The sequence below is a fragment of the Streptomyces sp. NPDC048643 genome (genome assembly GCF_040650615.1).
Taxonomy (GTDB): Bacteria; Actinomycetota; Actinomycetes; order Streptomycetales; family Streptomycetaceae; genus Streptomyces.
Genome location: NZ_JBEZHO010000026.1, coordinates 13,362 through 38,067, shown reverse-complemented (window position 1 = coordinate 38,067; position 24,706 = coordinate 13,362). Strand labels below are relative to the sequence as shown.

Here is a 24,706-nt window from a genome sequence, read left to right as displayed (position 1 = left end):
AGCAGAGGAAGTCGGCCATGGCAACGGCGCCCAGCGTCTCCTACTCGAACACGGTCCGGCTGGAGGTGCCCGCGAGCGGAACGGCGGTCTCCCAGCTCACCACGGCCGTCGAGTCCAACGGAGGCTCGGTGACCGGCCTCGACGTGACCGCATCCGGCCACGAGAAGCTTCAGATCGACGTCACCATCGCGGCGACGTCCACCGCGCACGCCGACGAGATCGTCGAACAGCTGCGCCACATCGAGGGCGTCACCCTCGGCAAGGTCTCCGACCGTACGTTCCTCATGCACCTCGGCGGCAAGATCGAGATGCAGTCCAAGCACCCGATCCGCAACCGTGACGACCTCTCCATGATCTACACCCCGGGCGTGGCCCGGGTGTGCATGGCGATCGCCGAGAACCCCGAGGACGCCCGCCGCCTCACCATCAAGCGCAACTCCGTTGCGGTCGTGACGGACGGCTCCGCCGTGCTGGGCCTCGGCAACATCGGCCCCAAGGCCGCGCTGCCCGTCATGGAGGGCAAGGCGGCCCTCTTCAAGCGCTTCGCCGGCATCGACGCCTGGCCGCTGTGCCTGGACACCCAGGACACCGACGCGATCGTCGAGATCGTGAAGGCCATCGCCCCCGGCTTCGCGGGCATCAACCTGGAGGACATCTCCGCGCCGCGCTGCTTCGAGATCGAGGCCCGGCTGCGCGAGGCGCTCGACATCCCCGTCTTCCACGACGACCAGCACGGCACGGCCATCGTGGTCCTCGCCGCCCTGACGAACGCCCTGCGTGTCGCGGGCAAGGCCATCGGCGACATCCGCGTCGTCATGTCCGGCGCGGGCGCGGCCGGCACGGCCATCCTCAAGCTGCTGATCGCCGCCGGCGTGAAGAACGCGGTCGTCGCCGACATCCACGGCGTGGTGCACGCGGACCGCTCCGACCTCGTCGCCGCGGCCCCCGACTCGCCGCTGCGCTGGATCGCCGACAACACCAACCCCGAGGGCCTCACCGGCACGCTGAAGGAGGCCGTGCGCGAGGCGGACGTCTTCATCGGAGTGTCGGCCCCGAACGTGATCGACGGCGACGACGTGGCCCGGATGGCCGACAACGCCATCGTGTTCGCGCTCGCGAACCCCGACCCCGAGGTCGACCCGGCGATCGCCCGCCAGACGGCGGCAGTTGTCGCCACCGGCCGCTCCGACTTTCCCAACCAGATCAACAACGTCCTGGTGTTCCCGGGCGTCTTCCGTGGCCTCCTGGACGCCCAGTCGCGTACCGTCAACACGGAGATGATGCTCGCCGCCGCGGCCGCGCTCGCGGACGTGGTGACCGAGGACGAACTCAACCCGAACTACATCATCCCCAGCGTCTTCAACGACAAGGTCGCGGGCGCGGTCGCCGGAGCGGTGCGCAACGCCGCGAAGGCGGCGGGGGTGACGGACGCGGCCAGTACGACCGCGTAGCCGAGCGGGCCGGGCCGGGCCGCAGGACCGGCCGGAAGCGGCCGGTGGCCCGCCTGTGACGGGCGCCACGACCGCCCGCAACCCGGCGCGTCGCGGAACGCGGGGCCAGTGGCCGCCTCTATGGTGGCGGCCAGGCTCAGGCCTCGCAGGCCTTTCCGTGTGACCCCCAAGGGTGTTCGTGTGACTCCCAGGGGTGCCGGATTGGCTTTCCCGCCGCAGGTGGGGGCAGGATGCGTCTTCGGGCGCGACGGTCTGGCTACGGACCCGGGTCCGGGGGCCGACCGAGGACCCTGGCAGCATCGGCTTCACTGTGCCGGATATGCGGCTCCGCCGCGTGGCACGCCTCAACAGCAAGAAGAACACGGGAGTAACAACATGAACCGCAGTGAGCTGGTGGCCGCGCTGGCCGACCGTGCCGAGGTGACCCGCAAGGACGCCGACGCCGTTCTGGCCGCTTTCGCCGAGACCGTCGGCGAGATCGTCGCCAAGGGCGACGAGAAGGTCACCATCCCCGGCTTCCTGACCTTCGAGCGCACCCACCGTGCCGCTCGCACCGCGCGCAACCCGCAGACCGGCGACCCGATCCAGATCCCGGCCGGCTACAGCGTGAAGGTCTCCGCGGGCAGCAAGCTCAAGGAAGCCGCCAAGGGCAAGTAGTCCTGGCCGGTACGTTCCCGTAGGCACGGGACGCGTACGAGGCGCGGAACGCCGATGGGGCGGCCCCTTTCAGGGGGGCCGCCCCATCGTCGTACGTACCGTCCCGGCCGTCAGCCGAGCGCCTTGCCCGGGAGCTCGACCTTCGCACCCAGCTCCACGAGCTTGTCCATGAAGTTCTCGTAGCCGCGGTTGATCAGGTCGATGCCGTGGACCCGGGAGGTGCCCTGGGCCGCCAGCGCCGCGATGAGGTACGAGAAGCCGCCGCGCAGGTCGGGGATGACCAGGTCGGCGCCCTGAAGCTTCGTCGGGCCCGAAACGACCGCGGAGTGCAGGAAGTTGCGCTGCCCGAATCGGCAGTTCGAGCCGCCGAGGCATTCGCGGTAGAGCTGGATGTGCGCACCCATCTGGTTGAGCGCGGAGGTGAAGCCCAGCCGGGACTCGTACACCGTCTCGTGGATGATCGACAGCCCGGTGGCCTGCGTCAGCGCGACGACCAACGGCTGCTGCCAGTCCGTCTGGAAGCCGGGGTGGACGTCCGTCTCCAGGGCGATGGACTTGAGCTGCGAGCCCGGGTGCCAGAACCGGATGCCCTCGTCGTCGATCTCGAAGGCACCGCCCACCTTGCGGTAGGTGTTCAGGAACGTCATCATCGACCGCTGCTGGGCGCCGCGGACGTAGATGTTGCCCTCGGTCGCCAGGGCCGCGGAAGCCCAGGAGGCGGCCTCCAGACGGTCCGGGAGGGCCGCGTGGGTGTAGCCGCCGAGCGTGTCCACACCGGTGATGCGGATCGTCCGGTCGGTGTCCATCGCGATGATGGCACCCATCTTCTGCAGGACGCAGATCAGGTCCTCGATCTCCGGCTCCACCGCCGCGTTCGAGAGCTCCGTGACGCCCTCCGCGAGCACCGCGGTCAGCAGCACCTGCTCGGTCGCGCCGACCGAGGGGTAGGGCAGCTGGATCTTGGTGCCGCGCAGCCGCTGCGGGGCCTCCAGGTACTGGCCGTCCTCCCGCTTCTCGATCTTCGCGCCGAACTGGCGCAGCACCTCGAAGTGGAAGTCGATCGGCCGGCCGCCGATGTCGCAGCCGCCGAGGCCCGGGATGAAGGCGTGGCCGAGGCGGTGCAGCAGCGGGCCGCAGAAGAGGATCGGGATGCGCGACGAGCCCGCGTGGGCATCGATGTCAGCGACGTTCGCGCTTTCGACATGGGACGGATCGAGGACCAGCTCGCCGGGTTCCTCACCCGGACGGACGGTCACACCGTGCAGCTGCAGCAGTCCGCGCACGACACGCACGTCGCGGATGTCGGGAACGTTGCGCAGTCGGCTCGGACCACTGCCCAGGAGGGCGGCGACCATGGCCTTCGGTACGAGATTCTTCGCACCGCGGACACGGATCTCGCCCTCAAGCGGGGTTCCGCCGTGGACAAGCAGGACATCGTCGTTGACGGTCATGTATCTCGCGTTCCGATGAGTTGGGCAGGTGTGAGTCGTCGGCAGGCCGGTCGTACGGGAGCCGAACAGCAAGGGTAATGGCCGCCCACCCCCCCTCTGTAAGCCCACGGACCCCTCAGGTGCGTCATAGCTTTGCCACAACACGAACCGTTCCGAAACGGGCACACGGGGTCACCACCCCCGGCGTGCGCGGTCGGCGCTCCGTTGCGCCCTGAGCTGCATTCACTCGCGTACGGGTATTGCCTCCCCACGGGAGGGGAATGTGCGGGATCATGTCTGGCATGACCGAGGTGTCCTCGCTCACAGGGCGGCTGCTCGTGGCCACGCCCGCCCTGGCGGACCCGAACTTCGACCGTGCGGTGGTGCTGCTCCTCGACCACGACGAGGAGGGCTCCCTCGGTGTCGTCCTCAACCGGCCGACCCCCGTGGGCGTCGGGGACATCCTGGAGGCCTGGGCCGGCCTCGCCGGTGAGCCGGGTGTCGTGTTCCAGGGCGGACCGGTCTCGCTGGACTCGGCGCTCGGGGTCGCGGTCATCCCGGGCGGGGCGTCGGCCGAGCGGGCGCCACTCGGCTGGCGGCGGGTGCACGGAGCGATCGGTCTCGTCGACCTGGAGGCCCCGCCGGAGCTGCTCGCCTCGGCCCTCGGTTCCCTGCGCATCTTCGCCGGATACGCCGGCTGGGGCCCGGGCCAACTGGAGAACGAACTGGGCGAGGGCGCCTGGTACGTCGTCGAGTCCGAGCCGGGGGACGTCTCCTCGCCGGTCCCGGAGCGGCTCTGGCGCGAGGTCCTGCGCCGCCAGCGCAGCGAGCTGGCGATGGTGGCGACGTACCCGGACGACCCCTCCCTGAACTGACCCCGGCGCGGCCCCGCGGCTCCGTGGAGTGGCACGCGACCCTTCCCTCAACTGATGGCCCCTGGCCCCAGTACCCTTGGCTCCATGAGCACTCTTGAGCCTGAGACCCAGCCCCAGCGAGGCACGGGGACGGGGACCCTCGTAGAGCCGACGCCGCAGGTGTCGCACGGCGACGGGGACCACGAGCGCTTCGCCCATTACGTCCAGAAGGACAAGATCATGGCGAGCGCGCTGGACGGCACGCCCGTCGTGGCGCTGTGCGGCAAGGTGTGGGTGCCGGGCCGCGACCCGAAGAAGTACCCCGTGTGCCCCATGTGCAAGGAGATCTTCGAGTCCATGGGCGCCGGCGGCGACCAGGGCAAGGGCGGCGGCGACAAGAAGTAACACCCAGGTTCTCCCCGGCGCAGTACGCCGCGTGGACCGCGCACGGCCGCGGTGCCCCTGACGAGGGGCGCCGCGGCCTTGTCGTGCGCGGGGTCGGGCGCGAAGGGGTGGGGTGTGGAGTTGTTGCTGCGAGTCCTGGGCGCGGTCCTCGGCAGGCTGGGCCACGGGCCGGAGGGCACGCGAGGCGGTCCCGGTCCGCTGAGCCGGGTGGCCGAGACGCGCGCCGCGAACGACGGGGTGTACGGCGACGGGGGCCCGGAGGCGAGGGACCTGGCCGAGCTGGCCACGGCCCTGTGCGGGGCAGTGACCGGCGCCTGCGGCATTCTGCTCGCGCGGCAGGGCGATGCCGGCCACCCGCTGCCGACGTGGGCCGTCGTACTCGCCGCGCCCCTGCTCGCCTCCCTCGTGGTCGCCGGCGCCGGGGGCCTGGTGCGGTGGTGGTACGGGGAGCGGTTCCTGAGGGGGGTGCTCCTGCCTCACGTGCTGGTGAAGCTCGAGTGCGTCGTCGCGGGCGCCCTCTTCGGAGGCGCCGTCCTGCTGGCGATCGGACACGCGGCCGAGCGGCAGTGGGGGCCCTGTCCCTCGGCGGACATGCGTGGCTGTTCGTCGCGTCGATCCGCGCGGTGTCCGTGGTGAGCCGTCGGGCTTCGGGGCGGGCCGCTCGCGAGAAGCGCGAGAAGAAGCGTGAGGAGTCGGGCGACGTGGAGGCTGTCGAGGGCTGAGCGTTGCACGGAGTGCGTCGCGTGGTCACAGAGTGGTTGAGACCTCTTGTGGGCATGTTCATGTACTCCATAGCCTCCGGGGTGTTGTGCAGAGCAAAACCGCCATTGCGCATGTTGCAACGCGCGCAACCCCCACCGGAGGACGCTCGATGAAGCTCTCTGTCCGCAGAATCCGCTCGGCCCGGACGGCCGCCGCCCTCGCGGCCCTGGTCGTCGCCACGGCCTGCGCCCCCCAGACCTCCGACAACTCCTCGTCCGGCAAGGACGAGAAGAGCGGCACCCTGCGGGTCTGGCTGTTCCAGGAGGTCGGCAACAAGCCCAAGGAGAAGGTGGTCGACGCCGCCGTCGCCGCCTTCGAGAAGGCCCACAAGGGCGCGCGGGTGAACGTCGAGTACATCCCCGTGGAGACCCGCGCCCAGCGCATCAAGGCCGCCTTCAACGACCCGAAGAGCGCCCCGGACGTCATCGAGTACGGCAACACGGACACGGCCGGATACGTGAAGGACGGCGGACTCGCCGACGTCTCCGGGGAGTTCGCCGCCTGGGACGAGGCCAAGGACACCGACCCGACCGCACGGCAGTCGGTCACCGTCGACGGCAAGGTCTACGGCGCCCCGTACTTCGTCGGCGTCCGCGCCCTGTACTACCGCACGGACGTCTTCGAGGAACTGGACCTCGCCGTCCCGAAGACGCAGGCCGAACTGGCCGAGACCGCACGGAGGATCCACGCCGCGAAGCCCGACCTGTACGGGCTCGCCGTGGGCGGCGCCTACACGTACGGCGCGATGCCGTTCATCTGGGCCAACGGCGGCGAACTCGCCCAGGGCAAGGGCGGCTCCTACGCCTCCGCCATCGACAGCGCCGACGCCCGGAAGGGCATCAAGGCCTACACCTCCCTCTTCGGCGACACCAACTGTCCCGCGGCCAAGTGCGCGGGCATGGGCGGCAACGACACGGTGACCGCCTTCGCCTCGGGCAAGGCCGCCATGGCGATCGGCGGCGACTTCAGCCACGCGGCGGTCGAGGCCGGGACGGTCAAGGGCAAGTACGCGGTGGTGCCGCTGCCCGGCGTGAAGGCCGGCTCGGTGGCGCCCGCCTTCGCGGGAGGCAACAACCTCGGCGTCCTGAAGAGCACCGCGCACCGCACGCTCGCCGTCGACCTGATGGAACAGCTGGCGTCCAAGAAGACACAGAGCGAACTCTTCGACGCGATGGGCTTCCTGCCCACCTACACCGACGTCCGCGAACAGGTCGCCGACCGCGAGCCCTTCGTCGCGCCGTTCGTGAAGACCCTCGCCTCCGGCGCCAAGTTCGTGCCGGCCTCGCCCGCCTGGGCGCAGATCGACGCCTCGCTTGTCCTGCCGACGATGTTCCAGGAGATCGTCAGCGGCAAGAAGGACGTGGCCAAGGCATCCGAGGACGCGGCGAAGAAGATGAACGACGCGTTCAGCTCCGCGGGCTGAGCGGATGGCGACGCCCGACACCCTCGCCGAGCGCCCCGGACGGGGGGCGGTCACCGGCACCGTCCCCCGCCCCGCCGGGCGCCGAGCCCGCGGACCCGCGGCCGGCCCCTCCCCGCGCGGGCGGGCCGGCTGGACCCCCTGGCTCTACCTCGCCCCCGCCTTGGTCGTCCTCGGCGGCCTGCTGGTCTACCCGATCTACCAACTCGGCCTGATCTCCTTCCTGGAGTACACACAGGCCCAGGTCAGCGGAGGCCGGCCGACCACCTTCGTGGGCTTCGGCAACTACACGGAGCTGTTCGCCGACGAACAGTTCTGGCAGGTGCTCCTCGCCACCGTGCTGTTCGCCGCGGCCTGCGTGGTGTCGACGCTGGCCACCGGCTGCGCGCTCGCCGTGCTGCTCACCCGCGTACGGGCCCTGCCGCGACTCGCGCTGATGATGGCCGCGCTCGGCGCCTGGGCGACCCCCGCGGTCACCGGATCCACGGTCTGGCTGTTCCTCTTCGACCCCGACTTCGGCCCCGTCAACCGGGTGTTCGGGCTCGGCGACCACTCCTGGACGTACGGCCGCCTCAGCGCCTTCGCACTCGTCCTGCTCGAAGTGGTCTGGTGCTCCTTCCCGTTCGTGATGGTCACCGTCTACGCGGGCATCCGCGCCGTACCGTCCGAGGTCCTGGAGGCGGCCGCCCTCGACGGCGCCTCGCAGTGGCGGATCTGGCGGTCGGTGCTCGCGCCGATGCTCCGGCCGATCCTGGTGGTCGTCACCATCCAGTCGGTCATCTGGGACTTCAAGGTCTTCACCCAGATCTACGTCATGACGGGCGGCGGCGGCATCGCCGGACAGAACCTCGTCCTGAACGTCTACGCCTACCAGAAGGCGTTCGCCGCCTCCCAGTACAGCCTCGGCTCGGCCATCGGCGTCGTGATGCTGGTGCTGCTGCTCGCGGTCACGTTGGTCTACCTGCGGCTGCTGCGCCGCCAGGGGGAGGAACTGTGAGCCTGCTCAAGGGCGTTGTCCGGCGCCCGCGGCGTCCCTGGCGGCTCGCCGCCGAGACGACCGCCCTGCTCGTCGCCGTCGTGGTCGCCTTCCCCCTCTACTGGATGGTGCTCGGCGCCTTCAAGCCGGCCGGGGAGATCGAGTCCACCGCGCCCCGGCCCTGGACCGCCTCACCCACACTGGATTCCTTCCGCCGCGTCTTCGGGCAGCAGGAATTCGGCCGCTACTTCCTCAACAGCCTCGTCGTGGCGGGCTCCGTGGTGATCGCCTCGGCACTCATCGCGTTTCTCGCCGCGACCGCCGTCACGCGATTCCGCTTCCGATTCCGGACCACCCTGCTGATCATGTTCCTGGTGGCCCAGATGGTGCCCGTCGAGGCCCTGACGATCCCGCTGTTCTTCGTCATGCGGGACGCCGGCCAGTTGAACACCCTGGGCTCGCTGATCCTGCCGCACATCGCCTTCTCGCTGCCCTTCGCGATCTGGATGCTGCGCGGTTTCGTCAAGGCCGTTCCGGAGGCGCTGGAGGAGGCCGCCTACATCGACGGCGCGAGCCGCGCGCGATTCCTCTGGCAGATCCTTTTCCCTCTGGTCCTCCCCGGCCTCGTGGCCACCAGTGTGTTTTCCTTCATCTCGGCCTGGAACGACTTCCTGTTCGCCAAGTCCTTCATCATCAGCGACACCTCGCAGTCCACCCTGCCGATGGCTCTCCTCGTCTTCTACAAGCCGGACGAACCCGACTGGGGCGGTGTGATGGCCGCTTCCACGGTGATGACGATTCCGGTGCTGATCTTCTTCGTTCTCGTACAGCGACGACTCGTCTCCGGCCTCGGCGGAGCGGTAAAGGACTGATGGACATGATGGATACGGGCCTGATTCCGGCGCCCCTCGCCGTCGAGGGCGGCGAGCGCGGGGCGTTCACCTTCGGCGTGGACACCACGCTGTCCGCGGCGCCCGGCACCGAGGGCACCGAACGCTGGCTGCGCTCGACGCTCGGCGCCGCCCTCGGACTGCCCCTGCGACCTGCGCCGCAGGACGCTCCCGGCGGGGTGCGACTGCTCCTCGACGACACCCTCGGAGCGGAGGCGTACCGGCTGGACATCGGCGACGCCGGCGCCGAGATCCGGGGCGGCGACGCGGCCGGGGTGTTCTGGGGCGCGCAGACGCTGCGTCAACTCCTCGGCCCCGACGCCTTTCGCCGCGCCCCCGTCGGCCCGGTGACGTCACGGGAAATCGCGGCCCGCACCATCGAGGACGCGCCCCGATTCCGCTGGCGCGGTCTCATGCTCGACGTGGCACGGCACTTCATGCCGAAGGAAGGCGTCCTGCGCTACCTCGACCTGCTGGCCGCCCACAAACTCAACGTCTTCCACTTCCACCTCAGCGACGACCAGGGCTGGCGTGTCCAGATCAAGCGCTACCCGAAGCTGACGGAGGTCGGTTCCTGGCGGGCCCGCACCAAATTCGGCCACCGGGCCTCGCCCCTGTGGGACGACAAGCCGCACGGCGGCTTCTACACCCAGGACGACATCCGCGAGATCGTCGCCTACGCCGCCGACCGGCATATCGCCGTCGTCCCGGAAATCGACATCCCGGGGCACTCGCAGGCGGCCATCGCCGCGTATCCGGAACTGGGCAACACCGACGTCGTCGACACGGCCTCCCTGACCGTCTGGGACAACTGGGGCATCGCCGAGAACGTACTAGCCCCCACGGACAACACCCTGCGGTTCTACGAGGGGGTCTTCGAGGAACTCCTCGACCTGTTCCCCACGGACCCCGCGCGCTTCCCGGAGTTCTCGGGCTTCTTCCACATCGGCGGCGACGAGTGCCCCAAGGACCAGTGGAAGCGGTCGGCCACCGCGCAGGCGCGCATCAAGGAACTCGGGCTCGCCGACGAGAACGCCCTGCAGTCCTGGATCATCCGGCACTTCGACACGTGGCTCGCCGAGCGCGGGCGTCGGCTCATCGGCTGGGACGAGATCCTGGAGGGAGGGCTCGCGCCGGGCGCCGCGGTCTCCTCGTGGCGCGGCTACCAGGGCGGGGTCACGGCCGCGCGCGCGGGCCACGACGTCGTCATGTGCCCCGAGCAGCACGTGTACTTGGACTACCGCCAGGCCGCGGGCGAGGACGAGCCGGTGCCCATCGCGTACGTGCGCACCCTGGAGGACGTCTACCGCTTCGAGCCCGTTCCCTCGCAGCTCACCGAGGCGGAGGCGCGGCACGTGCTCGGCACGCAGGCCAACCTGTGGACCGAGGTGATGGAGGACCACACGCGCGTGGACTACCAGGCGTTCCCGCGGCTCGCCGCGTTCGCCGAGGTCGCCTGGAGCCGTCTCCCGGCGCCCGCAGAACGGGACTTCGCCGGTTTCGAACACCGGATGACCGACCACTACGCGCGCCTCGACGCCCTCGGGGTGGGCTACCGGCCGCCGACCGGACCGCTGCCCTGGCAGCGCCGGCCCGGAGTCCTCGGACGCCCGATCGAGGGAGCGCCCCCGAACGTGTGAGGCGGTGGCGGACCGGCGTGCCCCGCCACCCGCGCACCGGCGGGGTGACCCCGCAAGGAAAAAGGCCCCAGGAGTCGCCGAAGAGTGGCAATTCGTGCTCACCGGTGATGCCGTGCGAAAACGGACCATCTCCCTGGTGACGGGGGCGAATGCCTCCTAGCGGACCCCCGCGCCGAGTGCCGGGGAAGATGTGCCAGAGTTGCCACGTCCGCCCTGTCAGCACGTACCGTACGGCAGCACAGGTGGGACCAGGTGGGGCAGCGGGAAGGGGCAGCCGGTTTGACCACGCACGCACCGCAGGCGGCGCAGGCCGTGACGCTGCCCGTCTCGCTGGACGAGGCGGTCGCGGCACTGTCCGCCATGCCCGCCGCCGTTCCCGTGGCAGGCGGCACCGATCTGATGGCCGCGGTCAACTCCGGGCAGCTCAGGCCCGCCGCGCTGGTCGGCCTCGGCCGGATCAGCGAGATCCGCGGCTGGCAGTACCAGGACGGACACGCGCTGCTCGGCGCAGGACTCACCCACGCCCGGATGGGCCGCCCCGACTTCGCCGCCCTCATCCCGGCGCTCGCCGCCGCCGCGCGGGCGGCGGGGCCGCCGCAGATCCGCAACGCGGGCACCCTGGGCGGCAACATCGCCTCGGCCGCGCCCACCGGTGACGCCCTGCCCGTACTGGCCGCCCTGGAAGCCACGTTGATCATCGCGGGGCCGGGCGGAGGCCGTCGCGAGATCCCGGTGTCGCACCTGCTCGCGGGCGTGGACATGCTCCGCGGCGGCGAACTCATCGGCTACGTGCGCGTGCCGCTGCTGCACGCCCCGCAGGTCTTCCTGAAGGCCACCGGACGCACCGGACCCGGGCGCGCGATCGCCTCCGTGGCGCTCGTCCTCGACCCGGCCCGGCGCGGGGTGCGGTGTGCCGTCGGTGCCATAGCGCCGATGCCGCTGCGGCCCCTGGACGCCGAGGCGTGGGTGGCCCAGCTCATCGACTGGGACAACAGCCGGACGATCGTCCCCGAGGCGCTGACCGCCTTCGGGGAGTACGTCGCGGCGGCCTGCATCCCCGACCCCGTCCCCGCCGAGGACGGCTCCGTGCAACAGCTTCCGCCCGCAGTACTGCACCTGCGGCGCACCGTCGCCGCGCTGGCCCGACGAGCACTCGGGAGGGCGCTGTCGTGACCGACGACCAGCACGAGGAAGGCGCCCGCCGCGGCGGCGGCCGCTGGGACCCGCTGCCCCAGGGCGACTACGACGACGGCGCGACCGCCTTCGTCAAGCTGCCCGAGGGCGGCATCGAGGCCCTCCTCGCCTCCAGGGAGCCGCTCGCGGCGCCCGGACACGGCTACGTGCCCCCGCAGATCGACGTGACGCCCGCCCCGCCGGACGCCGGTGACCCGGCGGCCGACGGGGCATGGGGCGCGCAGGGCGGCGGCTCCTGGCCCGACCCGAACGCCGTGCAGCAGGGGGCCGGCGCCCACGACGACCGGTTCGCCTACCAGCCGGGCGCCACCGGGCAGTGGGAGTACGCCGAATACGCCGACACCGCCCCCGAGAGCACGGGCCGCGACACCGGCTACGACGGCGGACACGGCGCGGCCCACGAGGGTGAACACGGCGCCGGGCACGACGTGACCGGCCAGTGGTCGATCCCCGTCGCCGGAGGTGATCTTCCGGACGAATCGGGCGAGTTCACCACATCGGCGCTCGTCGAGCAGTGGGGCGGCACACCGCCCGCCACGCTGCCGGGCGGCGCGTCGGCGCCCTGGGCGAGCGAGATCGGGCAGGCATGGAGCGCCGAACCCCGCGAGGCGGCCGCTGAGGGCCCCGCGGACCCCGAGCCGCAGTCGCCTCCGCCCCCGCACTCCCAGGCCCCCCAGCGGCCCACGGAGCCCGCCCACGAGGCAGCCGAGTTCGCCGCCCCCGAACCTGTCGCCGACCACGCGCCCGAGGCGCCCGCGCAGGACCCGGCGCACGAGACGTCCGAGGGCGTCGGGAACGACGGCTCCGACGACACCGGGACGCCCGCGGCCGACGGCCCGGAGACGCACGCCGACGGCCTCGCGGCGGACGCCGACGACGAGACCACCGACCCGGACCACCCGACCACCGCCCCGCACGACGAACACCCCCTCGCCTCCTACGTCCTGCGCGTCAACGGCGCCGACCGGCCCGTCACCGACGCCTGGATCGGGGAGTCCCTGCTCTACGTCCTGCGCGAGCGGCTCGGCCTCGCGGGCGCCAAGGACGGCTGCTCGCAGGGCGAGTGCGGCGCCTGCAACGTCCAGGTCGACGGCCGGCTCGTCGCCTCCTGCCTGGTGCCCGGCGTCACCGCCGCCGGCAGCGAGGTGCGCACCGTCGAGGGACTGGCCGCCGACGGACAGCCCTCCGACGTGCAGCGCGCCCTGGCCAAGTGCGGCGCCGTGCAGTGCGGTTTCTGCGTCCCCGGCATGGCGATGACCCTCCACGACCTCCTGGAGGGCAACCCCGCGCCCACCGAACTGGAGACCCGCCAGGCGCTGTGCGGCAACCTGTGCCGCTGCTCCGGCTACCGCGGTGTCCTGGACGCCGTGCGCGAGGTCGTCTCCGAACGCGAGCACGCGTCGTCCGCGCCCGAGGCCGGCCCCGACGCGGACGAGGCGCGCATCCCGCACCAGGCGGGCCCGGGCGCCGGCGGCGTCCACCCGTCCGCCTACGAGGACGACGACGCCTACGGCTCCCAGGCCTCGCACGAACAGCCGTACGGCCAGGACGGAGGCCAGGCGTGACCAACCAAGCCGCGACCGCGACGACACCGGCGTCACCAGAGACGGGCCCCGAGCCCCTGCCGCACGGACTCGGCGTCTCCCTGCCGACCGCCGAGGCCCGCGCCAAGACCGAGGGCACCTTCCCGTACGCGGCCGACCTGTGGGCCGAGGGACTGCTGTGGGCCGCCGTGCTCCGCTCGCCCCACCCGCACGCGCGCATCGTCTCCATCGACACCCGGCACGCGCGCGAGATGCCCGGCGTGCGCGCCGTCATCACCCACGAGGACGTCCCCGGCAGCGCCCTGCACGGCCGAGGCAGAGCCGACCGGCCGGTGTTCGCCTCCGACGTCGTACGCCACCACGGCGAGCCCATCGCCGCCGTCGCCGCCGACCACCCCGACACCGCGCGGATGGCCGCCGCCGCCGTCATCGTCGAGTACGAGGTGCTCGAACCGGTCACCGACCCGGAGCAGGCCTTCGAAGCCGAACCCCTGCACCCCGACGGCAACCTGATCCGGCACATCCCGCTGCGCCACGGCGACCCGGACGCCGCGGGCGACATCGTCGTCGAGGGCCTGTACCGCATCGGCCGCCAGGACCCCGCCCCCATCGGCGCCGAGGCCGGACTCGCCGTGCCCCGCCCCGACGGCGGCGTCGAGCTCTACATCGCCTCCACCGACCCGCACACCGACCGCGACACGGCCGCCGCCTGCTACGGCCTCGACCCCGCGCGCGTGAAGGTCGTCGTCACCGGCGTCCCCGGAGCCACCGCCGACCGCGAGGACCAGGGCTTCCAGCTGCCGCTCGGCCTGCTCGCGCTGGCGACCGGCTGCCCGGTGAAACTCACCGCTACGCGCGAGGAGTCCTTCCTCGGCCACGCCCACCGGCACCCCACCCTGCTGCGCTACCGGCACCACGCCGACGCCGACGGCAAGCTGGTCAAGGTCGAGGCGCAGATCCTGCTCGACGCGGGCGCCTACGCCGACACCTCGGGCGAGTCCCTGGCCGCCGCGGTCTCCTTCGCCTGCGGCCCGTACGTCGTCCCGAACGCCTTCATCGAGGGCTGGGCCGTCCGCACCAACAACCCCCCGTCCGGGCACGTGCGCGGCGAGGGCGCCCTCCAGGTCTGCGCCGCCTACGAGGCGCAGATGGACAAACTGGCCAAGAAGCTCGGCGTCGACCCCGCGGAACTGCGGCTGCGCAACGTCATGGCCACCGGGGACGTCCTGCCCACCGGCCAGACGGTGACCTGCCCGGCGCCCGTCGCCGAACTGCTCCAGGCCGTACGCGACTTCCCGCTGCCCGCCCTCCCCAAGGACACCCCCGAGGACGAGTGGCTGCTGCCCGGCGGCCCCGAGGGCGCGGGGGAACCCGGCGCGGTGCGCCGCGGGGTCGGCTACGCGCTCGGCATGGTCCACATGCTCGGCGCCGAGGGCGCCGACGAGGTCTCGACGGCGACCGTGAAGGTCCACGACGGCGTCGCCACCGTGCTCTGCGCGGCCGTGGAGACCGGACAGGGCTTCACCACGCTGGCCCGGCAGATCGTCCAGGAGACCCTCGGCATCGACGAGGTGCACGTGGCACCCGTCGACACCGACCAGCCCCCGGCGGGTCCCAGCTGCCGCGGCCGGCACACCTGGGTCTCCGGCGGCGCCGTCGAACGCGCCGCCAAGATGGTCCGCACGCAGCTGCTCCAGCCGCTGGCGCACAAGTTCGGCATGTCCACCGAGCTCCTCCAGATCACCGACGGCAAGATCACCTCGTACGACGGGGTCCTGTCGACCACCGTCACCGAGGCGATGGACGGCAAGGAACTCTGGGCGACCGCGCAGTGCCGCCCGCACCCGACCGAACCGCTCGACGAGGCCGGCCAGGGCGACGCCTTCGTGGGCCTCGCCTTCTGCGCCATCCGCGCGGTGGTGGACGTCGACATCGAACTCGGCTCCGTCCGGGTCGTGGAGCTGGCGCTCGCCCAGGACGTCGGCCGGATCCTCAACCCGGCCCAGCTGACGGCCCGTATCGAGGCGGGCGTCACCCAGGGCGTCGGCGCCGCGCTGACCGAGAACCTCCGCACCGCCCGCGGCCTCGTCCGGCACCCCGACCTCACCGGCTACGCCCTCCCGACCGCCCTGGACACACCCGACATCCGCATCGTCAAGCTGGTCGAGGAGCGCGACGTCGTCGCTCCCTTCGGAGCCAAGGCGGCCAGCGCGGTGCCGGTCGTGACGTCCCCCGCGGCCATCGCGTCCGCGGTCCGGGCCGCCACCGGCCGACCCGTCAACCGTCTTCCGATCCGCCCGCAGGCGGCTGTGGTGACGGCGCCGTGAGCGCGCACGAGCCCGGCGGCACGGCACCCGGCACCGACCCCGCGCCGGACACCGGCCTTGCCGCCCCGCGGACCGCCGACGACCAGCCGCGCTACGAACCCCCGCCCAGCGTCGGGAAGCTCTTCTTCTGGGTGCTGCTCTTCGTCCTGGCCGCGGTGGTCGTCGTCGTGGGCGGGGTCTACTTCGCCTGAGGCGCGGAATCCGGAGCGTCGGCGCTCACGGCCCTGGAGGCCGTGCCCGGGGACCTCGGGCACGCCGAGGCGTGGCCGGCAGCCTGCCGGCGGGCGGAGAAGCCGTGGCCGGCCCTCGGACATCGCTCGCAAGCGGCCCCGGCGTCACTCGAGCAACGCTCGAGCCGGCCTCCTCCCGCCGCGCGGATCATGGACGTGACCTGCCCGTCCCTGTTCCCCGGGAGACCCGTTCCCGCGGCCTCCCTGCGTTGTCAGTGGGGCGGCGTATGGTTCTCGCTCAATGGGGAACTGCCGTGGCACGACCGGCCGTTCTCACCGGGGGAAGCACAAGCGTTCACTTGCGCGGGGGAGCCATGAGCACGACTGACACCGATGTCGGCGGCGCGATCACACTGACCGACCACGAGCTGGATCCGTACGTCACGCACCCGTCCACGCGGCACCTCCTCACGGGCTCCGGACTGCCCGCCACGAGCGCGCTCCTCGGGTTCGACGCGCTGCGGGAGCACGGCCTGCGCACCCTGGCCGACCTGACGGGCGACGCCGACCGGCTCGCCGGGGAACTGCGCGACCGGCTCGTCATCGGGGCGCTGCGCAGCCTCGACCGCGACCTGGAGTCGCTCGTGCTCGACGGGACGACGGGCGAGGTCTCCTCGGCGTACGTCCCGAGAAGCCCCGCCGACCTGGACCTGTCACCGCTGGCGCCCTCCCTGGAGGCTCTGCTGCGGTTCGCGGCGGCCACCGAGGAACTGACGGCGCCCGGCGGCCGTCCCGGCCCGTTCGGTCCGAAGGCGGTCGCGGAGACGGCGGACCGGCTGGGTGCGGTCTTCGAGGACACCGCCGGCGCGGACGTGCCGCCGTACTGGCGGATGGCCGCGCTGATCCGCCCGCTGGCCCGGATCGCCGGACCCGGCGAGGGGCTCGTCCTCGGCCTGCCGAAGCGGCTGCTGGACGAGGAGTTCGGCGCGGGCGGGATCATGCGCTTCGAGGACGTCGACTTCCCGCGCGCGCTGACGCACGAGCCGACCCGCCGCTTCCTGCGCGAGACCGGCCTGCCCGAGGACGGGCTCCTCTTCCAGCTGGACACCGAGGTGCCGCTGCCGGCCCTCACCGATTACTACGCGGACGAGCGTCCCGACGCGTTCGCCGCCGGCCACCTCCCGGTGACCGCCTGCCGCCTGATCCGCCTCGGCGACCTCGTGGAGGACACGAGCCTGGTCGTGGACGGCGCCACGGGCGCGGTGCTCGCCTGGAGCGAGCCGGACCTGACCCTGCGCCCGCTCAACGCGGACATCTCCACGCTCGCCTTCACCCTCTGGCTCCTGCACCGCGAGCGAACCCTGGACGCGGTCCACGGCCTGAGCGACTCCTACGAACACCTCGCGGCCACCCTGACGGAGACCCTCGCCACCGTGGACCCCGTCGCCTGCGACCCGACCCCGACCCTCCCGGGCGACGACGGCCTGCGCCACTGGCCCGGGATATTCGAGGACCGGGCGAGCGGCTCGCTGTACGCGTAGCGCCCCGGCGCGAGCGGCACGTATGTGGCGCGCGGTCCACCCGACGACCTACGCCGGGACGAGGACGGTGAGCCAGTCCGCCTCGCGCGGCCGGTAGCCGTGGCGATCCCGCAGCCCCGACACGATCGCCGGCACGTGGCCGGCCCCGTAGACGACGGCCACCCGGAGCGGCTCGTGGCCGCGCTCCGCGTGGATCTCGCCGAGCGCGTCGAGCAACCGCTGGTCGCGCCGATCGGTCAGCGCGTGCTCCAGCGGATGGTCGGCCATCAACTCCGCCCGCAGGGTCGACGGCAGATCCTCGACCACCAGGTCCTCGTCCAGGAAGGCGCGCGGCCCCCGCAGCGCGAACACCAGGCCCATGACCGGAGCCGCCACCAAGAGCAGCACGTAGGTCCACCACGGCAGAGCCCGCAGGTCCGCGATCGCCTCCGCCGCCGTCACGTCCGGGTTGACGACCGGGACACCGTCGGGAAGGACCAGTGCGTCCCGCTGCTCCTGCAGACCATTGCGCCGCCGACGCGGGGCGAACCGGTAGGCGAGCGTGAGGGTGCTCACCCCCACCGAACGGCCGCGGATCCCCTCGACGACGATGAGGTCGCACTCCCTGAGCCTCAGACGGATCTGGGAGTAGAACGTCGGCGAAGCCACGTGCAGCATCGGGAAGATCACGAATTCCAGGGGTGTCCCCGTTCGGCGCATGGTGATCACAGCGGATCGGACAGCATACCCCGTCACCTCGATGATCTGCATGATGCCCCCGCGAAGCCCGCCCGGCCGACCGTCCACCCGTACGAGGACACGAGCCTGCCGAGGCCCGCGGTTCCCTCCGCGTGCGACCCGGCCACGGAGCCTTCCGGGAGAGGCACGCCGAAGGGGCGGCACCGCGTGTGCGGTGCCGCCCCTCCGGGTCGCCTGGTCAGGCAGGCAGAGGCCGTGGCGGGAATCGAACCCGCGTAACTCGCTTTGCAGGCGAGTCCCTGAACCACTCGGGCACACGGCCGTTCTCAGGTGCGGCACGGCTCACTCGTTCCGAACCTGATGGGTCGACCGTAGGCGGGTGGGGCGGACGGCTCAAGGGGTCCGGCAGCGCTGCAACGCGACTGCCACACGCCGTTCATGAACACCCGGCGGCGGCGTGGGGGAGTGGTCCTAGGACCAAAGGACCGGACGATCACCGTCCTCGGACAGGAGTCAGTGAGGGTTGCGCACCTTACGCTGACGGCCATGGCAACACTGGAGACCCCCGACGTCGTGACCGTTCCCGCCGAGGGTGAGGGCGCGGGCGAGGACGGTGTGCTCGGGCGGGCGTACCGGGCGCTGAGCATCGGGATCGTCTCCGTGGTGCTGGTCATCGCCTTCGAGGCGACCGCCGTGGGGACGGCGATGCCCGTCGCCGCACGGGAGCTCGACGGGGTGGCGCTGTACGCGTTCGCGTTCTCCGGCTACTTCACGACCAGCCTGTTCGGGATGGTGCTCGCCGGGCAGTGGTCCGACCGGGACGGGCCGCTGGCGTCGCTCGCCGTCGGCATCGGCGCGTTCGCCGCGGGGCTGCTGCTGTCCGGGACGGCCGGTGGCATGTGGCTGTTCGTCCTCGGGCGGGCCGTCCAGGGGCTCGGCGGCGGGCTCGTCATCGTCGCGCTGTACGTGGTCGTCGGACGGGCCTACCCGGAGCGGCTGCGGCCCGCCATCATGGCGGCGTTCGCGGCGGCCTGGGTCGTGCCGTCCGTCGTCGGCCCCCTCGCCGCGGGAGCGGTCACCGAACACCTCGGCTGGCGCTGGGTGTTCCTCGGCATCCCGGCCCTCGTCGGCATCCCCCTCGCCCTCGCCCTGCCCCAGATACGCCGGCGGGCCGGCGGACCCGCCGCGGAGGGGGAGCGTGCCGACTCCGGCATCAGTACCAGTAACGGTATCGACGAGTTCGCCAACGCCAACGCCAACGCCAACGCCAACGCCGACGCCAACGCCGACGCCGACGCTCTCGGTCACGCCCCCGCCGACGCCCTCCCCAGCCCCCTCGCCCCCGCGCCCCTCGGTGCCAGGCCCCTCGACCGCGCGCCCCTCGCCACCGAATCCCTCGCCACCGAACGGCTCGCCGCCGAACCCCGCCGCCGCGTGCCCCTCGACCGGCGGCGCATCCGGCTGGCGTTCGGGATCGCGCTCGGGGCCGGGCTGCTGCAGTACGCGGCCCAGGATCTGCGGACGCTCTCGCTCCTGCCCGCCCTGGCCGGTGTCGCCCTGCTCGTCCCCGCCGTGCGCGGGCTGCTGCCGCACGGCACCTGGCGGGCCGCGCGCGGGCTGCCGTCCGTCGTGCTTCTGCGCGGCGTCGCGGCCGGTTCCTTCGTCGCCGCCGAGTCCTTCGTGCCGCTGATGCTCGTCACCCAGCGGGGGCTCTCCCCGACACTCGCGGGGCTGTCGCTCGCCGCCGGCGGCGCCACCTGGGCGCTGGGCTCCTGGGTGCAGGCGCGGCCCCGCGTGGAGCCGTACCGGGAGCGGCTGATGTTCCTCGGCATGGTGCTGGTCGCGGCGGCCGTCGCGACCGCGCCCAGCGTGCTGATCCCGGCCGTGCCGGTGTGGACCGTCGCCGTCGCCTGGGCGTTCGGCTGCTTCGGGATGGGGCTCGTGGTCGCCTCGACGAGCGTGCTGCTGCTGCAGCTCTCGGCCCCGCACGAGGCCGGCACGAACTCGGCCGCCCTCCAGATCTCCGACGCCCTGTGCAACGTCCTGCTGCTCGCCTTCGGCGGAGCCGCCTTCGCGGCGCTGGGCGGCGGTGCCATGGCCCACGCGGCGACCGGTACGGCCTCCGGCGCCCACGGATCCCACCCGGCCGCCTTCGCGGCGGTGTTCCTCCCGATGGCGGCGGTGGCGCTGGTCGGGGCGTGGGTGACGACACGTGTCAGGGAACGGCGACCTGCCGCCGCGCTCGGCCACGGAGGCTGAGGCCGCGGGCCGCGCCGGGTTCCGCGCGTCCCGCGGTGGCGCTGCAGGGGTGACTCCGGGCACGGGTGCAGGGGTGACTCCGGGCACGGGTGTAGAGATGACTCCGGGCACGGGTGCAGGGATGACGCCTGACATGGGTACAGGGGTGACTCCGGACCGTCATGTGACGTCAGTCCCATCCACGGCGGACCCGGCGTCGTCCGCGCGTTGACACGCCGCGGGCGCCGGTAGGGTGGCCCGGTTGTCATACGTAGCGAGCCGACCGCCCGTCTGCCGTCACCGCCACACCGACGCGCCGCGCGCGGACCCGGACGCTCCCAATCGACACCCAGACCGGAGACCGTGACTACCACCGCCGCCAGCGCCTCCTCGCACTCGCACCACCTCTCACCCGCCTTCCCCGGCCGCGCCCCCTGGGGCACCGCCAACAAGCTGCGCGCCTGGCAGCAGGGGGCGATGGAGAGGTACATCCAGGAGCAGCCGCGCGACTTCCTCGCCGTCGCCACCCCCGGCGCCGGCAAGACGACGTTCGCGCTGACGCTCGCGTCCTGGCTGCTGCACCACCACGTGGTCCAGCAGGTGACCGTGGTCGCGCCGACCGAGCACCTGAAGAAGCAGTGGGCCGAGGCGGCCGCGCGGATAGGGATCAAACTGGATCCCGAGTACAGCGCCGGGCCGCTCAGCAAGGAGTACCACGGCGTCGCCGTGACGTACGCGGGTGTCGGGGTGCGGCCGATGCTGCACCGCAACCGCTCCGAGCAGCGCAAGACCCTCGTCATCCTCGACGAGATCCACCACGCCGGTGACAGCAAGTCCTGGGGCGAGGCCTGCCTGGAGGCGTTCGAGCCCGCCACCCGCCGGCTCGCGCTCACCGGTACGCCCTTCCGCTCCGACACCAACCCCATCCCCTTCGTCACGTACGAGGAGGGGCGCGACGGCATCCGCCGGTCCTCCGCCGACTACACGTACGGCTACGGGTCCGCCCTCGGGGACGGGGTCGTGCGGCCCGTCATCTTCCTCTCCTACAGCGGCAACATGCGCTGGCGCACCAAGGCGGGCGACGAGATCGCCGCACGCCTCGGCGAGCCGATGACCAAGGACGCCGTCAGCCAGGCATGGCGCACCGCGCTCGACCCGCGCGGCGAGTGGATGCCGAGCGTGCTGCGCGCCGCCGACCAGCGGCTGACCGAGGTGCGCAAGGGCATCCCGGACGCCGGGGCCCTCGTCATCGCCACCGACCAGGACTCGGCCCGCGCCTACGCCAAGCTGATCCGGGAGATCACCGGCTCCAAGGCCACCGTCGTCCTGTCCGACGACACCGGCGCCTCGAAGCGCATCGACGACTTCGCCGCGAGCGAGGACCGCTGGATGGTCGCCGTCCGCATGGTGTCCGAGGGCGTCGACGTGCCGCGCCTCGCCGTCGGCGTGTACGCGACCACCATCTCGACGCCGCTCTTCTTCGCGCAGGCCGTCGGCCGTTTCGTGCGGTCCCGGCGGCGCGGCGAGACCGCCTCCGTGTTCCTGCCGACCGTCCCCGACCTCCTCACCTTCGCCAACGAGATGGAGGTCGAGCGCGACCACGCCCTCGACAAGCCCAAGAAGGAGACCGAGGAGGACCCCTACGCCGAGTCCGAGCAGGAGATGGAGGAGGCGAACAAGGAGCAGGACGAGGACACCGGCGAGCAGGAGCAGTTCTCCTTCGAGGCGCTGGAGTCCGAGGCCGTCTTCGACCGCGTTCTCTACGACGGCGCCGAGTTCGGCATGCAGGCCCACCCGGGCAGCGAGGAGGAGCAGGACTACCTCGGCATCCCCGGGCTCCTCGAACCCGACCAGGTGCAGTTGCTGCTCCAGAAGCGGCAGGCCCGGCAGATCGCGCACAGCCGCAAGAAGCCGGACGACGAGGCGGACCTCCTCGAACTGCCCGCCGAGCGGCGTCCGGTGGTCTCCCACAAGGAGATGCTGGAACTGCGCAAGCAGCTCAACACCATGGTCGGTGCGTACGTCCACCAGAGCGGCAAGCCGCACGGCGTGATCCACACCGAGCTGCGCCGTGTCTGCGGCGGCCCGCCGAGCGCGGAGGCCACGGCGGGACAACTGCGCCAGCGGATCGCCAAGGTGCAGGAGTGGGCCACCCGGATGCGGTGACCCGCGCACGCGGTGATCGCCGAGTAGCCGACTTCCGTATCCCGGAGTCCCTGACTTCCGTATCCCGGAGTACCTGACATCCGGGGCTGTGCGTACCTGACATCCGTGTCCTTCGCGGTCCACGTGCGGTGCCCACGGATGTACATGGAGAACCGGTTACCTCCGCGGTGCGGATATCCGGAACCCGCCGCACGGGACGGCGGCCTCCCTCTATGGGGCGCGCAACCCTTCGGACCGGCGTGCGCCCTCGCCTGTGCGCTGCGTGCACACGCGGTGTACGCGGAGTGCCGCGCGCCCCGCGTTCCGGGACAAACGGAATCAGTCCGTACGAGCCGATGCCCGGATTCTGGACGGAGACTTCCGCTGAGCGGACCGGCTCGCTACTGTCCCGCTACGCACACGCCCCGTGGCAGCGCCGCCGCGGAGCGCAGCCGTGAAGCGACTCCGCCCGGGAAGAGCCCGGGTCGCCAGCCGACCGGCGGCCTCTGAAGCGCGTCGCCGACGGGACTCGGTGACGCATCCGCCGAGCGAGGGCCGTCGACCTCACCACTAAGGAGTGGGCGTCGTGACCGCGGAGACCTCTCAGACGCTCGACCGGGGACTGCGCGTCCTCAAGCTGCTCGCCGATACGGACCACGGGCTGACCGTCACCGAGCTTTCGAACAAACTGGGCGTCAACCGGACGGTGGTGTACCGGTTGCTCGCCACGCTGGAGCAGCACGCGCTCGTACGCCGGGACCTCGGCGGCCGTGCCCGGGTCGGGCTCGGGGTCCTGCGCCTCGGCAGCCAGGTGCACCCCCTCGTACGGGAGGCCGCGCTGCCCGCGCTGCGCGCCCTGGCCGAGGACATAGGCGCGACGGCCCATCTGACGCTGGTCGACGGGACCGAGGCGCTCGCCGTCGCCGTCGTCGAACCGACGTGGACGGACTACCACGTGGCCTACCGCGCCGGGTTCCGGCATCCGCTGGACCGGGGAGCCGCGGGCCGCGCGATACTCGCCGCCCGGCAGGCGCCGGTGGGGGATCCCGGGTACACGCTCACCCACGGGGAGTTGGAGGCGGGCGCCAGCGGGGCCGCGGCGCCGCTCATCGGGGTGACGGGGGTCGAGGGCAGTGTCGGGGTGGTCATGCTGGCGGACGCGGTTCCGGAGCGGGTCGGGCCGCGCGTGATGGACGCGGCCCGCGAGGTCGCGGACGCCCTGCGCTGACGCCGCTCCACGGCCCCCGGCGACGCCTTGCGCTGACGCGCGGCCCACTCGTGGTGGCGCCCTGCGCTGACCGCCGGCCCACGATGTGGCGGCGTCTTGTACCGACGCCGGTCCGCGCCCCGGCGGCGCCTTGCTCCGCAGCCGACCGACTGCGCGGCGACGCCTTGCGCTGACGCGCGGCCCACTACGCGGTGGCGCCCTGCTCTGACGCCGGTCCACGGCCCCGGCGGCTCCTCGTAGCGACGCCGGTCCGCGATCGCACGGAGGTGTTCGCCCGTGCCGCCCCTTCCAAGTCGAGTGACCTTCGACCCGTGGGACCTGTCCGGAGGGCCCGGCGGGTGGTGACGTTAGATTGACCCCGTGCTCTCTCGCCTCACGCGCCCCAAGGCCGTCGCCGTCTGCGCCCTCCCCGTCGTGGCCCTGCTCGCCACGGCGGTGTTCGCGCCGTTGCCCTTCTCCCTGGCGCAGCCCGGCCTGACGGCGAACGTTCTCGGCGAGAACAAGGGCGACCCGGTGATCACCATCACGGGGGCGCCCACCCGCGACACCCGCGGCCAGCTGCGGATGACGACGATCGAGGCCACCGGGCCGGACGCGAAGATCTCCCTCGGGGACGTGCTCAGCGGCTGGTTCGCCACCGACAAGGCCGTGATGCCCCGTGACTCGGTCTACCCGAGCGGCGGCAGCGTCAAGGAGATCGAGCAGCACAACGCGAACGAGATGAAGAAGTCCCAGGACACCGCCACCGAGGCGGCGCTCGGCTTTCTGCACGAGAAGGACGACGTCAAGGTCACGCTCAAGCTCGCCGACGTCGGCGGACCGAGTGCCGGGCTGCTCTTCTCGCTCGGCATCGTCGACAAGCTGGACGGCGACGGCAGCGGCGGCGACCTCACGGGCGGCCGGGTCGTCGCGGGTACGGGGACGATCGACGCCGACGGCAAGGTGGGCGCGGTCGGCGGGGTCGCCCTCAAGACGCAGGCGGCCCGCCGCGACGGGGCGACCGTGTTCCTCGTGCCGAAGGCGGAGTGCTCGGACGCGAAGTCGGAGCTGCCGAAGGGACTGCGGCTCGTTCCGGTGACGAGCCTGCAGGGCGCGGTCGAGTCGCTGGTCTCCCTGGAGAAGGGCAAGGGCTCGATCCCGAGCTGCTAGACCGCGG

The 24,706-nt window shown here is 72.3% G+C and carries 20 protein-coding genes and 1 tRNA gene; 18 read left to right on the top strand and 3 right to left on the bottom strand.

Annotation, left to right across the window (positions count from 1 at the left end):
* Positions 1-17 precede the first annotated feature (17 nt).
* Entirely contained in the window at positions 18-1,451 is a 1,434-nt protein-coding gene (locus AB0C62_RS24470; RefSeq protein WP_081217550.1) for an NAD-dependent malic enzyme, read from the top strand.
* A 375-nt stretch (positions 1,452-1,826) separates the two neighbouring features.
* On the top strand, positions 1,827-2,108 hold the full coding sequence (locus AB0C62_RS24465) for an HU family DNA-binding protein (protein ID WP_007382399.1): 282 nt from the start codon (positions 1,827-1,829) through the stop codon (positions 2,106-2,108).
* Positions 2,109-2,218: 110 nt separating this feature from the next.
* Here the strand turns inward: AB0C62_RS24465 and murA are convergent, their stop codons facing one another.
* Positions 2,219-3,559: a UDP-N-acetylglucosamine 1-carboxyvinyltransferase gene (gene murA, locus AB0C62_RS24460; protein ID WP_081217549.1), complete on the bottom strand. Its 1,341-nt coding sequence runs from the start codon at positions 3,557-3,559 to the stop codon at positions 2,219-2,221.
* Positions 3,560-3,840: 281 nt separating this feature from the next.
* Here murA and AB0C62_RS24455 point away from each other — a divergent pair, with 281 nt between their 5' ends.
* From AB0C62_RS24455 to AB0C62_RS24400, 12 genes are all read left to right on the top strand, one after another.
* The gene (locus AB0C62_RS24455; protein WP_362976425.1) at positions 3,841-4,413 is read left to right on the top strand and encodes a YqgE/AlgH family protein; all 573 of its coding nucleotides are present in this window, start codon (positions 3,841-3,843) and stop codon (positions 4,411-4,413) included.
* Between the two features lie 84 nt (positions 4,414-4,497).
* Positions 4,498-4,797 (top strand): DUF3039 domain-containing protein, encoded by a 300-nt coding sequence (locus AB0C62_RS24450; protein ID WP_081217546.1) that lies wholly within the window; start codon positions 4,498-4,500, stop codon positions 4,795-4,797.
* A gap of 114 nt (positions 4,798-4,911) precedes the next feature.
* Complete coding sequence (locus AB0C62_RS24445; protein WP_362976423.1) at positions 4,912-5,433, top strand: hypothetical protein; 522 nt, start codon at positions 4,912-4,914, stop codon at positions 5,431-5,433.
* Between the two features lie 235 nt (positions 5,434-5,668).
* Positions 5,669-6,982: an extracellular solute-binding protein gene (locus AB0C62_RS24440; RefSeq protein ID WP_362976421.1), complete on the top strand. Its 1,314-nt coding sequence runs from the start codon at positions 5,669-5,671 to the stop codon at positions 6,980-6,982.
* Positions 6,983-6,986: 4 nt separating this feature from the next.
* Positions 6,987-7,976: a sugar ABC transporter permease gene (locus AB0C62_RS24435; RefSeq protein ID WP_362976419.1), complete on the top strand. Its 990-nt coding sequence runs from the start codon at positions 6,987-6,989 to the stop codon at positions 7,974-7,976.
* Complete coding sequence (locus AB0C62_RS24430) at positions 7,973-8,827, top strand: carbohydrate ABC transporter permease (protein ID WP_362976417.1); 855 nt, start codon at positions 7,973-7,975, stop codon at positions 8,825-8,827. Before AB0C62_RS24435 ends, AB0C62_RS24430 begins: the two co-directional genes overlap by 4 nt.
* Positions 8,828-8,835: 8 nt before the next feature.
* Entirely contained in the window at positions 8,836-10,485 is a 1,650-nt protein-coding gene (locus tag AB0C62_RS24425; protein ID WP_362976527.1) for a beta-N-acetylhexosaminidase, read from the top strand.
* A 279-nt stretch (positions 10,486-10,764) separates the two neighbouring features.
* Positions 10,765-11,658 carry an FAD binding domain-containing protein gene (locus AB0C62_RS24420; RefSeq protein ID WP_362976415.1) on the top strand — a complete coding sequence of 298 codons (894 nt, stop codon included), beginning with the start codon at positions 10,765-10,767 and terminating at the stop codon, positions 11,656-11,658.
* Positions 11,655-13,244: a (2Fe-2S)-binding protein gene (locus tag AB0C62_RS24415; protein ID WP_362976413.1), complete on the top strand. Its 1,590-nt coding sequence runs from the start codon at positions 11,655-11,657 to the stop codon at positions 13,242-13,244. The genes AB0C62_RS24420 and AB0C62_RS24415 overlap by 4 nt, the downstream gene beginning before the upstream one ends.
* On the top strand, positions 13,241-15,550 hold the full coding sequence (locus tag AB0C62_RS24410; protein WP_362976411.1) for a molybdopterin cofactor-binding domain-containing protein: 2,310 nt from the start codon (positions 13,241-13,243) through the stop codon (positions 15,548-15,550). The genes AB0C62_RS24415 and AB0C62_RS24410 overlap by 4 nt, the downstream gene beginning before the upstream one ends.
* Positions 15,547-15,741: a hypothetical protein gene (locus tag AB0C62_RS24405; protein WP_362976409.1), complete on the top strand. Its 195-nt coding sequence runs from the start codon at positions 15,547-15,549 to the stop codon at positions 15,739-15,741. Before AB0C62_RS24410 ends, AB0C62_RS24405 begins: the two co-directional genes overlap by 4 nt.
* Before the next feature lie 353 nt (positions 15,742-16,094).
* Positions 16,095-17,261, top strand: a complete 1,167-nt coding sequence (locus AB0C62_RS24400; RefSeq protein WP_362976407.1) for an SUKH-4 family immunity protein — start codon at positions 16,095-16,097, stop codon at positions 17,259-17,261.
* Positions 17,262-17,309: 48 nt separating this feature from the next.
* On the opposite strand, the gene AB0C62_RS24395 is transcribed toward AB0C62_RS24400, so the two are convergent.
* Both AB0C62_RS24395 and AB0C62_RS24390 read right to left on the bottom strand, forming a co-directional pair.
* The gene (locus tag AB0C62_RS24395) at positions 17,310-17,969 is read right to left on the bottom strand and encodes a hypothetical protein (RefSeq protein WP_362976405.1); all 660 of its coding nucleotides are present in this window, start codon (positions 17,967-17,969) and stop codon (positions 17,310-17,312) included.
* A 220-nt stretch (positions 17,970-18,189) separates the two neighbouring features.
* Positions 18,190-18,261 (bottom strand) — tRNA-Cys (locus AB0C62_RS24390).
* A gap of 224 nt (positions 18,262-18,485) precedes the next feature.
* On the opposite strand from AB0C62_RS24390, the gene AB0C62_RS24385 reads away from it, so the two are divergent.
* The 4 genes from AB0C62_RS24385 (at position 18,486) to AB0C62_RS24370 (ending at position 24,699) form a co-directional block, all read left to right on the top strand.
* Positions 18,486-20,198, top strand: coding sequence for an MFS transporter (locus tag AB0C62_RS24385; protein ID WP_362976403.1), 1,713 nt, complete (start codon positions 18,486-18,488; stop codon positions 20,196-20,198).
* Positions 20,199-20,540: 342 nt separating this feature from the next.
* Complete coding sequence (locus AB0C62_RS24380) at positions 20,541-22,343, top strand: DEAD/DEAH box helicase (protein WP_362976401.1); 1,803 nt, start codon at positions 20,541-20,543, stop codon at positions 22,341-22,343.
* 565 nt (positions 22,344-22,908) lie between these two features.
* Entirely contained in the window at positions 22,909-23,550 is a 642-nt protein-coding gene (locus AB0C62_RS24375; RefSeq protein WP_081217530.1) for a helix-turn-helix domain-containing protein, read from the top strand.
* A 360-nt stretch (positions 23,551-23,910) separates the two neighbouring features.
* A complete protein-coding gene (locus AB0C62_RS24370; protein WP_362976399.1) occupies positions 23,911-24,699 on the top strand; it encodes a S16 family serine protease in 789 nt (262 codons plus the stop codon).
* Positions 24,700-24,706: the final 7 nt, after the last annotated feature.